The 13,599-nt window shown below is 41.7% G+C and carries 13 protein-coding genes; 7 read left to right on the forward strand and 6 right to left on the reverse strand.

Annotated elements, in window-relative coordinates:
• Window positions 1–38: 38 nt before the first annotated feature.
• From M2353_RS19400 to M2353_RS19420, 5 genes are all read left to right on the forward strand, one after another.
• Window positions 39–1,664, forward strand: coding sequence for an ABC transporter substrate-binding protein (locus M2353_RS19400; RefSeq protein ID WP_284725943.1), 1,626 nt, complete (start codon window positions 39–41; stop codon window positions 1,662–1,664).
• A 98-nt stretch (window positions 1,665–1,762) separates the two neighbouring features.
• Window positions 1,763–2,728 (forward strand): iron-hydroxamate ABC transporter substrate-binding protein, encoded by a 966-nt coding sequence (locus M2353_RS19405; RefSeq protein ID WP_035704087.1) that lies wholly within the window; start codon window positions 1,763–1,765, stop codon window positions 2,726–2,728.
• Window positions 2,729–2,817: 89 nt separating this feature from the next.
• Window positions 2,818–3,552, forward strand: coding sequence for an alpha/beta hydrolase (locus tag M2353_RS19410; RefSeq protein WP_284725944.1), 735 nt, complete (start codon window positions 2,818–2,820; stop codon window positions 3,550–3,552).
• Window positions 3,553–3,624: 72 nt separating this feature from the next.
• Window positions 3,625–3,768, forward strand: coding sequence for a YycC family protein (locus M2353_RS19415; protein WP_284725945.1), 144 nt, complete (start codon window positions 3,625–3,627; stop codon window positions 3,766–3,768).
• 22 nt (window positions 3,769–3,790) lie between these two features.
• The gene (locus M2353_RS19420; protein ID WP_163116139.1) at window positions 3,791–5,005 is read left to right on the forward strand and encodes a CynX/NimT family MFS transporter; all 1,215 of its coding nucleotides are present in this window, start codon (window positions 3,791–3,793) and stop codon (window positions 5,003–5,005) included.
• A 41-nt stretch (window positions 5,006–5,046) separates the two neighbouring features.
• Here the strand turns inward: M2353_RS19420 and rplI are convergent, their stop codons facing one another.
• Genes rplI through M2353_RS19435 form a run of 3 tightly spaced genes read right to left on the reverse strand, consistent with a single transcriptional unit; the run spans window position 5,047 to window position 8,440 of the window.
• The gene (gene rplI / locus M2353_RS19425) at window positions 5,047–5,496 is read right to left on the reverse strand and encodes a 50S ribosomal protein L9 (RefSeq protein ID WP_007497423.1); all 450 of its coding nucleotides are present in this window, start codon (window positions 5,494–5,496) and stop codon (window positions 5,047–5,049) included.
• A complete protein-coding gene (locus tag M2353_RS19430) occupies window positions 5,493–7,472 on the reverse strand; it encodes a DHH family phosphoesterase (protein ID WP_017359884.1) in 1,980 nt (659 codons plus the stop codon). The genes rplI and M2353_RS19430 overlap by 4 nt, the downstream gene beginning before the upstream one ends.
• A 20-nt stretch (window positions 7,473–7,492) precedes the next feature.
• Complete coding sequence (locus M2353_RS19435; protein ID WP_284725946.1) at window positions 7,493–8,440, reverse strand: YybS family protein; 948 nt, start codon at window positions 8,438–8,440, stop codon at window positions 7,493–7,495.
• Between the two features lie 303 nt (window positions 8,441–8,743).
• On the opposite strand from M2353_RS19435, the gene M2353_RS19440 reads away from it, so the two are divergent.
• On the forward strand, window positions 8,744–9,673 hold the full coding sequence (locus M2353_RS19440; RefSeq protein ID WP_008347534.1) for a manganese-dependent inorganic pyrophosphatase: 930 nt from the start codon (window positions 8,744–8,746) through the stop codon (window positions 9,671–9,673).
• Window positions 9,674–9,717: 44 nt separating this feature from the next.
• Here M2353_RS19440 and rsiV read toward each other — a convergent pair whose 3' ends face one another.
• The 3 genes from rsiV to M2353_RS19455 all read right to left on the reverse strand — a co-directional run bounded on the left by rsiV (window position 9,718) and on the right by M2353_RS19455 (window position 11,876).
• Window positions 9,718–10,575: an anti-sigma-V factor RsiV gene (rsiV, locus tag M2353_RS19445; RefSeq protein WP_052320957.1), complete on the reverse strand. Its 858-nt coding sequence runs from the start codon at window positions 10,573–10,575 to the stop codon at window positions 9,718–9,720.
• Complete coding sequence (locus M2353_RS19450) at window positions 10,576–11,070, reverse strand: RNA polymerase sigma factor SigV (RefSeq protein ID WP_007497431.1); 495 nt, start codon at window positions 11,068–11,070, stop codon at window positions 10,576–10,578.
• 149 nt (window positions 11,071–11,219) lie between these two features.
• Entirely contained in the window at window positions 11,220–11,876 is a 657-nt protein-coding gene (locus M2353_RS19455) for a hypothetical protein (protein WP_061420814.1), read from the reverse strand.
• 196 nt (window positions 11,877–12,072) lie between these two features.
• Between M2353_RS19455 and katX the strand changes: the two genes are divergently transcribed.
• The gene (gene katX, locus M2353_RS19460; RefSeq protein ID WP_425332888.1) at window positions 12,073–13,572 is read left to right on the forward strand and encodes a catalase KatX; all 1,500 of its coding nucleotides are present in this window, start codon (window positions 12,073–12,075) and stop codon (window positions 13,570–13,572) included.
• The last annotated feature ends 27 nt before the right edge of the window (window positions 13,573–13,599 follow it).

Consider the following 13,599-nt stretch of genomic DNA (forward strand, 5'->3'; position numbering starts at 1 on the left):
GAGAATGTTTATCAATTAATAAGAGATCAGGTGGTTTTATGGGAAACAATCATCAATTATGTACAAAGGTAAATGCTGAACAATACATTTATCGATTAACATATACTGAAAAAATAAATAATGCAGATCTTCCACATACGGAGCAGCAGTTGTCAGATACATTCTGCCTCCTCTTTAGCATAAGCGGCAGTGGTTTACTTACATTGAATGATCAAAGATGGCGATTGAAAAATCTGACACTCTATACGATGATGCCTGGGGAAACATTTATGTTGAAAACAGAGCCTTATCAAAAACACGAGCTCTATCTGTTTCGATTTCAGATGTACACGCTACAAGGTCAAAGCATAGAAGAAGTATCAACTGAACATGCCCGTTCTTTACTGAATGTATGGCAATTTATCGATATTAGCTCGATTGAACAAATTCATTCTTTACTGTCCGACATGACAACAGAATGGCAAAAACCTGAATCCATTAGCTTTTTTAGAAGCCAAACCCTTTTTCAACAGCTCATCCTGCAGCTTTTCACACTGCATAAAGAAGACATTTGTGACACAACACACGCCCTTTTCAAAACAAAACAATATATCGATCAACATTCCGAAGAACCTCTCAGCCTTACAAGTCTATCTCATATGGCTGGTATCAGCGCCAATCATTACAGCGAGCTATTTAAAAAGCATTTTGATGTGAGTGTCACTGATTATATCACCAAGAAAAGACTGGCTAGAGCCAAACAGTTAATGGCGAAAGGTCATGCAAAGCTCAAAGACATTGCACAGGACATCGGCTATCAAGACCCCTATTACTTTAGCCGCATCTTTAAGAAAAAAACGGGTATCACTCCTTCTGCTTATATGAAAAGCCGTCAACGGAAAATGGCTGCCTATGGCCATTCCATACTCGGGCAGCTCACACCTATTCATATCATCCCATATGCTGCCCCTCTTCACCCTAAATGGACAGCACATGATTTTGAGCATTATGCAGAAGAAATTCCGATCCATCTGAGTGCACATCGTATCAACGAGCACGCTGAAGCCAATATACAGCAATTGATGGAAGCACAACCTGAGCTGATCATTGCCAATGATCATGTGACAGAGGCAGAAAAACAAGCGTTGAAAACCATCTGTCCTGTGCACTTTGTTCCATTCACACAATTGGATTGGCGCACTCAATTCAGACAAACAGCTCTGTTCTTAAACGAAACGAGGGAAGCAGAAGAATGGCTGCTTCATTACGAAGAACTCGTTAATCAAGCGAAAAAGGAATGCGTTATTGATCATCCACCAAGAACCGTCCTGCCTCTTCGTATCTTTCAAGATCAGCTCTACTTATCTGTCAATCGCACCTTGTCAGAAGTAATTTTTCATGACATTGGCCTTCTGCCGGCTTTTCAGAATGATGGCCAGCTCATCGAAAAAAAAATCAGCATTCACTCTATACAGCAGTTAGACCCAGATGCCATCTTCCTTTTGTTGCATAAAGAACCAAAAACCCTTGCTTTTTATCAAAAGTTAAAGCAACAGGAGGCTTGGCAAAATCTCAAGGCTGTGACGCAACAAGCCGTCTATCCACTCGCTTCTGACCCTTGGCGTGAATACACAGCAGCCAGTCATCAACGAGTCATTCAGGACCTTTTATCTTTTTTTCCGTAAAAAGTCCATCACTAGACAGATCATTGTCTATGGATAAAAGGACGAATGACTACTACAATCTTTAATTGAGAACAATTATCAGTTAAAGGAGAAAACAAATGAAAAAATGGTTCGCATTGCTTATCCTTTGTATCATGACGATCATCGCAGCAGCCTGTGGTGCTGCAGAAAATAAACCGGCTTCAAACACAACCAAAAGCAAGTCAGCTGAAGCAGCAGAAACAAATATCAAATACTTAGATCAAACGTACAAACTGAAAACACCAGTGAAACGAATCGTCATTGCTGGAAGCCTAGAATCGATGGAAGATGCAAAACTACTTGGTATCGACCCTATTGGTGCTTCTACTGTCGGCGGCACTTTCCCTGAATTATTTAAAGACATTACAGCAAAAACAGAAGGCATTGGGGAAAAAACTGAACCAAACCTAGAAAAAATTTTAAAACTAAAACCAGACGTGATACTCGGATCAACCAAGTTCCCTCCTGCAACAATTAAAAAACTAGATAAAGTCCAAACGACGATCCCAGTATCACATGTCTCTTCCGACTGGGAAAGCAACCTTTTATTACTAGGTGAACTGACTGGCAAAAGTGAAGAAGCGAAAAGCATCATTTCTGATTATCAGAAAGATCTCAAACAAGCGAAAGAAACCCTGAAAGACAAAAGCAACAACAAAACAGCTGTCATTTTACGCATTAGACAGGGCGACCTGTACGTGTACCCTGAAGACGTATACTTCAACTCTACTTTATATGGGGACTTAGGGTTTACAGCACCAAGTGATATCAAAAAAGCCAAAGCACAAGCAATGATTTCATTGGAACGCCTAGGCGAACTCAATCCTGACTATATCTTTGTTCAGTTCTCCCAAGAGGAAAACTCATCGAATCCAAATGCATTGAAGGACTTAGAGGGAAATAAAATTTGGAACAGCCTAAAAGCTGTGAAAAATGGTCACATCAATGAAAATGTCGTTGATCCTATGCTTCAGGGAGGAACAGCACTAAGCAAAACCACCTTCCTTGATCAGGCTGTCAAATGGCTAGATCAAACCAACTAAAAAGATGCGCATCTTGACAAAGGGCTAAACATTTTAGCCCTTTGTTCTTCTTTTCAGCAGAGCTTGAAAACTTGAAGGAGAGAATACACATGAACGGAACGTTTCTATATGACGAATTGAACGGGCGGCAGCTTGATATTTACCTTCCACCGGACACCTCTATTGATGTTCCAGCTGTCTTTGTACAAGATGGCTCTTCTTTGTTTAGAACCCACCTGCTAGAGATCGAAAGCATGATTGAAGCCAAAACCATCTCTCCAATCATCATCGTCGGTATACACCCCTTCAATCGACTTGACGAATATACACCATGGAAAGCATCATCACTGCGTTCTGGATTCCCTGACTTTAAAGGTGAGGCACAGACATATGTGTCATTTTTAGCAAATGACTTGCTTCCATATATCAAAAGAGAATACCCAGTCAAACAGACCGGTCATGAACATAGTCACATAGGTGCTTCATTAGGTGGGCTATTTGCAATTTATACTTTATTGATGTACCCTGCTCTTTTTAAAAACATCGCATCTATCTCTGGATCATTTTGGTATCAAGATTTTCTGCCGTTTGCTAAACAACAAAGCATTCAGTCTGTGGACCACCTTGTCTATTTGTCTGTAGGCAGTGAAGAAGGGAAAGGCAAAACATCTGCCCAACAGCACATGCCTTTATTCAACAAACAACTCCATGATCTTTTATTACAGAAAGGGATGCAGGAACGAAAGCTTCACTTTCACATTGAACAAGGAGAGGGCCACCATCTGAAACAATTTCAAAAAAATTTCTTATCGGCCATCAAGTGGTTTTATAAAAGAAAACCTTAATTTTTTATCAGCAAGTCACAAAGTCGATATGGTATATTGGAACGTATAGATTGAAAGAGGAGGGATTTGCGCATGAGACCTTTACAAATCTCAGCCGATACCGCACAAAAGCTTGCTGCATCACTCTATGTACCGTTAGAGCAAATCATGCATATGCCGCAGCACATCTTATTAGCTAAATTAGCGGAGCTTGAACAGAAGAAAGATCGTTCTTAAAGAAATAAAGGAGTTTACATTCATGGAACAACAACTAGAAAAATCAACATTTCATCCTCGCAGTACAGGGCAAACCATTTTGCTGATTGCTGGGATTTTACTCATTGCCTTTAATCTGAGGCCAGCCATTACGTCTGTTGGTCCTGTGATCGGTGCCATTCGTTCTGATTTACAGCTTTCAAATGGACTGGCTGGTTTCCTCACGACATTACCACTGCTCTCATTCGCATTGCTATCTCCCATTGCACCTAAAATCGGAAAACGTCTTGGGAATGAACGAACACTTTGGCTTGGGCTTGCTGTCCTGCTCTTTGGGATTGTCATTCGTTCATTGGGCAGCATCACCTTTTTAATGATGGGAACAGCGCTAGTCGGCGTCGGGATTGCGATTTGTAATGTGCTTTTACCTGGACTTGTGAAACATAAATTCCCTGCACATGCTGGATTAATGACAAGCGTGTATACGACATCGATGTCCGTTTTTGCTGCACTTGCATCTGGTGTCAGCGTTCCGCTCAGTCATGCAATGCCTGGCGGCTGGAATACATCATTCCTTGTCTGGGCCGGACTTGCCCTTCTTGCGATGATGGTGTGGGCGCCGCAGCTTCTTCATCAGAACACAGCGGCTGTCAAAAGCATTTCACTCAAAGAACAGCCAATATGGCGTTCACGTGTCGCATGGCAGGTGACCTTTTTTATGGGCTTGCAATCATTCCTTTTCTACAGCAGCATCGCATGGTTTCCTGATATTTTGACATCACATGGAATGAACCTAGCGACAGCGGGATGGATGCTCTCTATTATGCAGTTCACTGGTCTGCCATCCACCTTCTTAACGCCCGTTTTTGCAGAAAAATTAAAAACACAAAGACCGCTTGTCGTTGGCCTTGTCCTTGTGTATTTACTCGGCATGATTGGTCTCCTTCTTGGAGGGTCGACGCCTATTCTTGTCATCTCTGTGCTATTCATCGGCGTCGGACAAGGGGCCAGTATCAGTCTTGCCCTCACATTTATCGGATTAAGAACAACCAATATGGAACAAGCAGCTGCCCTTTCTGGAATGGCGCAGTCACTCGGTTATTTATTAGCCGCTGTTGGTCCATTCATGATCGGTATCCTTTTTGATGTGACACATACATGGACGCCATCTATTATCATCTTTATCATCGTTCTATTTTTCATGTTTTTATCCGGTATGCGTGCTGGACGAAGCATCTATATTTCAGATCCATCATAAAAAAAGAACCCGCCTCACGAGGAGACGGGTTCTTTTCTATTTTATGCTTGTTCTGTGACGTGCACTTTTAATGTTGCTTGTACTTCTGGGTGAAGCTTCACCGGTACATTTGTGTATCCTAACGCACGGATGGCATCATTCAACTCGATTTTACGCTTATCGAGTTTGATTTGATGTTCTTTTTGCAATTTATCAGCGATCTGTTTGCTTGTAATCGAACCAAATAGACGACCGCCTTCACCTGATTTAGCAGTGAGTTCCACTGTCAGCGCCTCAAGTGTTTCTTTTAATTGTTTCGCTTGCTCAAGCTCTTGGATGGCATTCTTTTTCTCTTTGTTTTTCTGTCCTTCCAATGCACTTAGGTTCGTTGGAGTTGCTTCAACAGCTAACCCTTGTTTGATGAGAAAGTTGTGAGCATATCCGTCAGCTACATTTTTGACTTCGCCTTTTTTCCCTTTGCCTTTTACGTCTTTTAGAAAGATGACTTTCATCTTTGAACCCCTCCTTCGAAATATTCGTCTATGGCAGCTTTTAACTTCTCTACCGCTTCTTCAATGGTTATACCATAAATCTGGGTCGCAGCGTTAGTCAAATGACCGCCGCCATCTAATGCTTCCATAATAATTTGAACGTTGATATCCCCTAACGATCTTGCACTAATACAGACCGTATCGTCATCTCGCCTTGCGACAGCAAATGATGCTTCAACCTCACTCATCGACAAGAGAGAATCAGCCGTCTGTGCGATCGTAATTTGATCATAATACTCAGATCTGTCAGACGGCAAGGAAGCAATCGCTACCTGATTTTGATACAGCTCTGTATGCTGAATGAGCTTTGCCCGTTTAATGTAATGATCGACTGTCTCTTTCAAAAACTTTTGCACAAGGACAGGATCTGCCCCTTTTGCACGAAGGTAGGATGCTGCATCGAACGTTCTTGACCCCGTTCTGAGGGAGAAACTCTTCGTATCCACGATAATCCCAGCAAGAAGTGCTGTGGCCTCAATCATGTTAATCCGCAATTTCTTCGGCTGATACTCTAACAGCTCTGTCACAAGTTCTGCTGTAGATGAAGCATACGGCTCCATATAGACAAGTAAAGGATCTCGGATAAATTCCTCACCACGTCTATGGTGGTCAATGACAACGACGTTTTCGATCTTATTTAGCAGTCGTTCTTCCATCACAAGGGACGGTTTATGTGTATCTACGACCACAAGCAATGTGTCATCCTTTGCAAGCTCCATCGCTTCCTCAGGCGTGATAAAACGGGACCAAAGTTCTTCATAATTCTTAATTTCACTAATTAAGCGTTGAACGCTATCCCCAATCTGGTTGGCATCAATGACGATGTAACCTTCTTTTCCATTCGCTTGAGCAACCTTTAAAATCCCGATCGAGGCACCGATAGAGTCCATGTCGGGGAACTTATGCCCCATGATCATGACATTACCGCTTTCAGATACAATTTCTTTTAAAGCATGTGAAATGACCCGTGCGCGTACTCGTGTCCGTTTTTCCATTGGATTGGTTTTTCCACCGTAGAATTTCACTTTCCCATTCGGCTGTTTAATCGCTACCTGATCCCCGCCTCGTCCGAGGGCAAGGTCAAGACTCGACTGCGCAAGTGCGCCAAGTTCTTTTAAAGAAGGAACAGACGCACCGATTCCAATACTAAGGGTAAGTGTGGCGCTATGTGCCCCTGTTTTCTCACGAACCTCGTCTAAAATGGAAAACTTCGATGCTTCAAGCTCTGCTAAGATGCTCTCGTTTAATACCGCCATAAATCGTTCAGATGAAATTCTTTTTAGGAAAATGCCGTATTCTTGTGCCCAATTGTTTAACAGCGATGTGACTTCACTATTAATCGCGCTGCGCACCTGATCATCAAGACCCTGCGTGACATCATCATAATTGTCTAAAAAGATATAAGATAACACCGTTCGTTCATTTTCATACTGTCTTTCAATCTGCACTTGTTCCGTGACATCAAAGAAATATAAAAGGCGCTCTGACCGTTTAATAATGACTTTGAATTTCCGGTCATTCAGCGTCACATTTTCTGTCTCAACCTCTTGTTTAATAAGAGGCACAATGGATTCAAATGTATCATACAAGGATCTGCCGACAAGTGTGCTTTCATGGAAGCACGAAGCGAGAAATGGATTGGTCCATTCGATATAATACTGGTCATTAAACAGCATAATACCAATTGGCATCTCCATTAATGCTTCTTCTCCAACCTTTTTGACTCGATAGGATAATGTTGAAATATATGAATCAATCTCTTTTTGCACCTGCGTATCTGCCCACTTTAAAAAGTAGAGCACACCCGCAAGAACTAAAAGACCAACCGCTCCTATGATCCAATTAAAATAAAGGTTGAGGAGGACTGTGATCACCGCAAGGACAATTAACGCGAAGATCGGATACTTGATGACAGGTTTTCGATAGAAGCTTGGCACTGATATCAACTCCTCAACATTCAGAGTGAATTATTTGTTTTTACTTTTTCTCTTAAATCAAAGCCTATGTCAGCAATCCCTATAATACGCACAATCACACCGATTGGCGGAAAGAGAATCGTCAATACGACGGCAAAAATGGGTACCACTTTTGAGATGTTTTTTTCGTGGCAATAATAGAAGATAAAAGAAAAGCCCTGAATAAGCACCAGTATAAATAAAATTTGAAAAGCACTCGTTTGCACGAGCGATAAAAAGCTGCCTTTCTCCGGCTGAATCAGCATCAAAAGCAGTGTGAGTAAATAATACCATACCATGCTTTTTGGCAGCCGCATATCCTTAAATTTCTTAAGAGCTGGCATGTCTGGAACAAACCGTTTGATCAACGGCCGCACAAACCAATGATTGACGAAAGACATCAGCGTGACAAAAATCAAAAGCGTTACAGGTAAAGAATTTAATGCCGTATCCTTCATCTCTCTAAACTGCTTGAGTTGTTTTGCTATGTCCTGGTCAGAAGTGCCAGATTGTTTTAAGGTACTCTCTACCATCGGCATGATTTGGTCAATTGATTCCTTTGCGACACCCAGTATATCTACTTGAAACAGCTGGACACTGACAACAAAGTAAATAAGAAAACTGAATAAGTAGATCAGCGCACCCGTAATAATAGCCTGACCTGGCTGCCTCCTGCTGTAGAAAACACCCATACCTACTCCAACAGCAATCAGCATTGGCGCACTTAACAGCCCATTAATAGACCCAATTAAAAAGCTGATCACTATGCCAATAGCGCCAGCCGCAATTCCTTTTTTCAAGCCATGCCTGATTGTATAGAGAATGATCGGAATCGGAGCAGCCATGAAGAAAATAATGGCTAAAAGTGGCACATACAAATAAAACAGCGTCATGACCGCAAAAATACTGATCATGATAGCGCCTTCTACTAACGCTTTTGTTTGTTTCACACCTTCACCTCAATCCAATCATTTTTCTATATCTTGCTCAATGTGTACTTCTATGTATACGTACGATGTACGCTCCGTCATATCTTGACCCAACCTTTATTTTACCATAGCCGTAAATCGCAAGTAAAATGCAGGCTATTCCAAGAACGTTTCACGTGGAACAACTTAGATCGTCTTGTACATGCAACTTTTCAGACAGCATGTTACAATTTTTTAGATTATTCTTAGCTATAAACCCTGAATTCAAGGTCAAAAGCTGTTAGAATAGAAACATCATCAATAAAAGTAAGAAGGAGAATTCACATGGGAAAAACACTCGTATTCGGACACAAAAACCCTGACACAGACACGATTTGCTCTGCTATCGCTTACGCTGATCTGAAAAACAAAATTGGCGTTCAAGCAGAAGCTGTCAGACTTGGAGAAATCAATGGAGAAACACAATACGCATTAGATTTCTTTAAACAAGAAGCACCTCGTTTCATTGAAACGGCTGCAAACGAAACAAAACAAGTCATTCTTGTCGATCATAACGAATTCCAACAAAGTGTAAGCGATATTGATCAAGTACAAGTGACAGAGGTCATTGACCATCACCGTATTGCCAACTTTGAAACAAGTGAACCTCTTTACTATCGTGCTGAGCCAGTTGGCTGCACAGCAACGATCTTAAACAAAATGTACAAAGAGCACCAAGTCACAATTGAAAAAGAAATCGCTGGTTTGCTTTTGTCTGCGATCATTTCTGATTCCTTGCTATTCAAATCCCCAACATGCACACAGCAGGATGTTGATGCTGCGCATGAGCTGGCAAAAATCGCAGGAGTAGATCCTGAAGTATATGGTTTAGATATGCTGAAAGCAGGAGCTGACCTAAGCCAAAAAACAGTTCAAGAATTAATCACACTGGATGCAAAAGAATTTGCACTAGGTAACAGCAAAGTCGAAATTGCACAAGTTAATACAGTTGATATCGCTGAAGTAACAGCAAGACAAGCTGACATCGAAGCAAAAATCAATGAAGTCATCGCAGCGAAAGGTCTTGATCTATTTGTTTTAGTGATCACAGACATTCTAGAAAATGACTCTCTTGCGCTTGCACTTGGTGCTGAAGCAGCAAAAGTAGAAAAAGCATTCAATGTCACACTTGAAAACAACACTGCTTTACTAAAAGGTGTTGTATCAAGAAAGAAACAAGTCGTGCCTGCACTAACAGACGCACTTTCTTCATAAACATAAAAAGACTGCTGACATCTTCAGCAGTCTTTTTTCTTCTTTTAATGAATGTACATATCGCTGACGAGAATATCCTTTAGCACGCTTGTTGGAATCGTGAATTCAACTACACCCATGTAACCAGGCGCCACATCATATTCGTTGAAGGAAATCACCAGTTTGCCTTTTGAATTGATATAGAAGCTTTGATCTGGCTGAATCTTCTTAAACGGATCAACCGTATCTTGCTTCGTCATCCAGTAAATCTTATTTGAATCCTCTTTCATCTGTTTCTTCATTTGTTCTTTAATATTTTCACTAATCACATCAATATAACGGTCATCTTTAAATAGACTTGGTAATGTAATGAGTACATGGTTTTTCTTATCCACCGTATCATATGTCATTTCCTCTGCCGCAGAAGCCTGAGTCGTCACCTTGTATCGACCTAGTGAAAGAATTTGATCATTGTTTGTTCTTACTTCATATCCGCTCTCTACACTCAAATGACCATTTTTATAACCCTTTGTTTCCTTTTCAAAATCTTGATACAGCTTTTTGTTTTCAGCTAAATATTTTTGATTCAGGCTGTCTTGTAATTTTCCGTCCCCAAGCCCTGAAACATGTGGTGTTTTGAGATCAATATTTGTTCCCTGATCGCTCTTTTTAAATTCTGTGAACGTCACGACTTTCACAAGCTCTCCAATGACGGGTACTTCTGAAATCGCTCTTGCTGCCTGCGGACTGACATTTACAGTGGTGACAAATAAAGCAGCCGCAGCAACAAGTCCGATCGTCCATTTCTGAAAATGAGGTTTCTTGTTTTTTCGTTTTAATGTCCGTTCAACCATAGCATCGTATTCCGGGGGAATAGGGATTTCTAGATATTCCTCTTTTAACTGTTCCAAATGCTTATCCATTTATATTTCCTCCTGCGATAATTCTACTTTTAAAAGCCGCAACGCCTTATATAATCTTGTTTTAATGGTGTTTTCATTTTCTCCAAGAATATGAGCAATGTCCTCTAGCTTTAAATCCTCAAAGAATCTTAATATAATGATGACCCGATACATCTCCGGCAAATCTTCTATCGCCCGTCTGACATCTTGATCCTCATAGACATCCGATTCACCCTGTGATAAAAATTCCAGCGTGTCATCGTCTGTCACTTGCACACGCTTCTTCTTTCGTAAAAAGTCGAGGGCAGCGTTTACGACGATTTTATAAAACCAGCTATGCATCTTGGTCGCATCCTCTAATCGGTGAACAGATTTGAGTGCTTTATGAATCGCCTCTTGAACGACATCCATCGCATCTTCTGGGTTTTTGACATAGCTATAGGACAATCGATAAAAACTGTGTTTATGCTCCATTACGTAATCCGCAAATTGATCATCAATCTTTCGTTTCTTCATTTTACAAAGAGCTCCTTTATCTTAAATGCGCATCTGTTATTTCTTACATTGGATAGACGCGCACCTGTTAAAAATAGTTTGCGCTCCATTATTTTTTTAACATGTCATCCCATTTACGTTTCTATACAAAAAGAGCGAACCTGACGGGTTCACTCTTTTAAAGCCGTTATTTTTTGATAAACAAATGGTTTAAGTGGTGAAAGCGGATGAATGATGGACACTCCTGTTTCCTGCTCCACCTGCTTTGCAGCGTGAACCATCGAGAGCTGCATTACACAAATATCTCCATGCTGCTTCACAGATTGCCTTAACTGTTCCATGATTTGCTCATGGTAGGCTTGTATATCACCGTTCAAGCAAAGATGAAAGACATCCTCTAGCACAACCACTTCTGCCTTCAACTGCTTTCCCCGCTCTTTTACATATGAAGACAGTCGCTTCATCGTTCCTTCTACTGTATCTGGGTTTGAAAACACCAGCTGAAGCGGACCCTCTCGCTCACAAATCTGCTCAAATAACGGCTCATCTATCGGAACAATTGGTTGTTTGAACAGGTGCTGCTGCTCCCCCAAAGCCGCAATGTATTGTGTACACGTTAATAAAACAAGATCAGCCTCTCCTTCTTGCATGAGTCTGTTGATGGCATAGGTTTGCTGCTGCTCAAGATCAAATGCGGGATCTTGTTTGGCTCGTTCCATAAATGATGAATCGACGATGTGATGCAGATCAAATCCTGTGTCATAGAAAGCGTCGTCAATGTAAGAAATATTAGATGGATGTGCGTGAAGGCAGTGTAATCGAATCATTAGGTCCGCTCCTCATAAAAGTTTTCACTCATTATATCAATCCTTGTATGAAATAGGGAGCAACAGGACCATATTGTTAGGGAGATATTGAAGGAGGGATTCTACCTTGAAAGAAGATCAACAGTCTACATCATCTTCAGAGTCAGAAGAAACCTTGACGAATCGACAAGGTCACCCGGTAACAGATAATCAAAACATGAGAACCGTTGGGAATAGAGGACCGACTACGCTTGAAAACTACGATTTCCTAGAGAAAATCAGTCATTTTGATCGTGAACGCATCCCTGAACGTGTCGTTCACGCACGAGGTGCTGGCGCACACGGATACTTTGAAGCCTACGGTACATTCGGTGACGAACCCATTTCCACTTATACAAGAGCCAAATTATTTCAGGAGAAAGGAAAAAAGACCCCTGTCTTCGTTCGATTCTCTTCTGTTATTCACGGCGGACATTCACCAGAAACTTTACGCGATCCGCGGGGATTTGCGATCAAATTTTATACAGAAGACGGCAACTGGGATCTCGTTGGGAACAACCTCAAAATTTTCTTTATTCGAGATGCTTTGAAATTCCCTGATTTGGTTCATGCCTTTAAGCCTGACCCTGTCACCAATCGTCAGGATGGTGAGCGCATTTTTGATTTCGTTTCACAATCACCTGAAGCAACACATATGGTGACATTTCTCTTCTCGCCATGGGGCATTCCTGCCACATACCGGCACATGCAAGGCTCTGGCGTCCATGCCTATAAATGGGTGAATCATGAAGGAAAAGCAGTGTTGGTCAAATATCACTTTGAACCAAAGCAAGGAATTCGCAACCTGACACAAGAACAAGCCCAAGCCATTCAAGGGGAAAACTTTAATCATGCCACACAGGATTTATATGAAGCCATTGATCAAGGAGAGCATCCTGAATGGGAAGTATACGCGCAAATCATGGAAGATGACACCCACCCCCATCTAGACTTTGATCCACTCGATCCGACAAAGCTCTGGTACAAGGATGACTATCCATGGAAACCGATCGGACGAATGGTGCTAAACAAAAATCCAGAAAATTATTTTGCAGAAGTGGAACAGGTTGCCTTTGGGACGGGGGTTCTTGTAGACGGATTAGATTTCTCAGATGATAAATTGCTGCAAGGACGTACCTTCTCATACTCTGATACGCAGCGATATCGTGTCGGGCCAAATTATTTACAGCTGCCGATCAATGCACCGAAAAAGCATGTTGCCACCAATCAGCAAGATGGGCAAATGGAATATCATGTGGATCAAGGAAAAGGACAAAACCCCCATGTGAATTATGAACCGTCCATTCTCGGGGGATTAAAAGAAGCGCAGCAAGATGGAAAGGATCATACGCCTTTTGTAGAGGGTGAAGTCAAACGGGAAGCCATTGACCGCCCGAACAATTTCGGACAAGCCGGAGAAACCTATCGCCGCTTCAATGATTGGGAACGTGAGGAACTGATTAAAAACTTAGTCAACACCTTAGCTACCTGTCAAAAAGACATCCAAGACCAAATGATCGAAAACTTCACAAAAGCTGATCCTGACTACGGAAAACGTGTGGCCGATGGCTTAAAAGCCTTCAAACAAGAGGAGCCAAGCGGACCCATTGGATCAACAGGCGCGGCACAGGCTGTCAACGATGCGATCAACAACAGCACACCTTCAGATCCTTATTAATGAAAAAAGAATGCAGCGGAGTGGCTG

This window comes from Bacillus aerius (assembly GCF_029894105.1).
Classification (GTDB): Bacteria; Bacillota; Bacilli; order Bacillales; family Bacillaceae; genus Bacillus; species Bacillus altitudinis.

What these genes read in the sequence shown, in the direction of transcription:
- M2353_RS19440 (WP_008347534.1), top strand. Translation starts at nt 8,744, where the DNA reads ATGGGAAAAACACTCGTATTCGGACACAAAAACCCTGACACAGACACG.
- M2353_RS19455 (WP_061420814.1), bottom strand. Translation starts at nt 11,876, where the DNA reads ATGATTCGATTACACTGCCTTCACGCACATCCATCTAATATTTCTTAC.
- M2353_RS19450 (WP_007497431.1), bottom strand. Translation starts at nt 11,070, where the DNA reads ATGAAGAAACGAAAGATTGATGATCAATTTGCGGATTACGTAATGGAG.
- M2353_RS19400 (WP_284725943.1), top strand. Translation starts at nt 39, where the DNA reads ATGGGAAACAATCATCAATTATGTACAAAGGTAAATGCTGAACAATAC.
- rplI (WP_007497423.1), bottom strand. Translation starts at nt 5,496, where the DNA reads ATGAAAGTCATCTTTCTAAAAGACGTAAAAGGCAAAGGGAAAAAAGGC.
- rsiV (WP_052320957.1), bottom strand. Translation starts at nt 10,575, where the DNA reads ATGGATAAGCATTTGGAACAGTTAAAAGAGGAATATCTAGAAATCCCT.
- M2353_RS19420 (WP_163116139.1), top strand. Translation starts at nt 3,791, where the DNA reads ATGGAACAACAACTAGAAAAATCAACATTTCATCCTCGCAGTACAGGG.
- M2353_RS19410 (WP_284725944.1), top strand. Translation starts at nt 2,818, where the DNA reads ATGAACGGAACGTTTCTATATGACGAATTGAACGGGCGGCAGCTTGAT.
- M2353_RS19415 (WP_284725945.1), top strand. Translation starts at nt 3,625, where the DNA reads ATGAGACCTTTACAAATCTCAGCCGATACCGCACAAAAGCTTGCTGCA.
- katX (WP_425332888.1), top strand. Translation starts at nt 12,073, where the DNA reads ATGAGAACCGTTGGGAATAGAGGACCGACTACGCTTGAAAACTACGAT.
- M2353_RS19405 (WP_035704087.1), top strand. Translation starts at nt 1,763, where the DNA reads ATGAAAAAATGGTTCGCATTGCTTATCCTTTGTATCATGACGATCATC.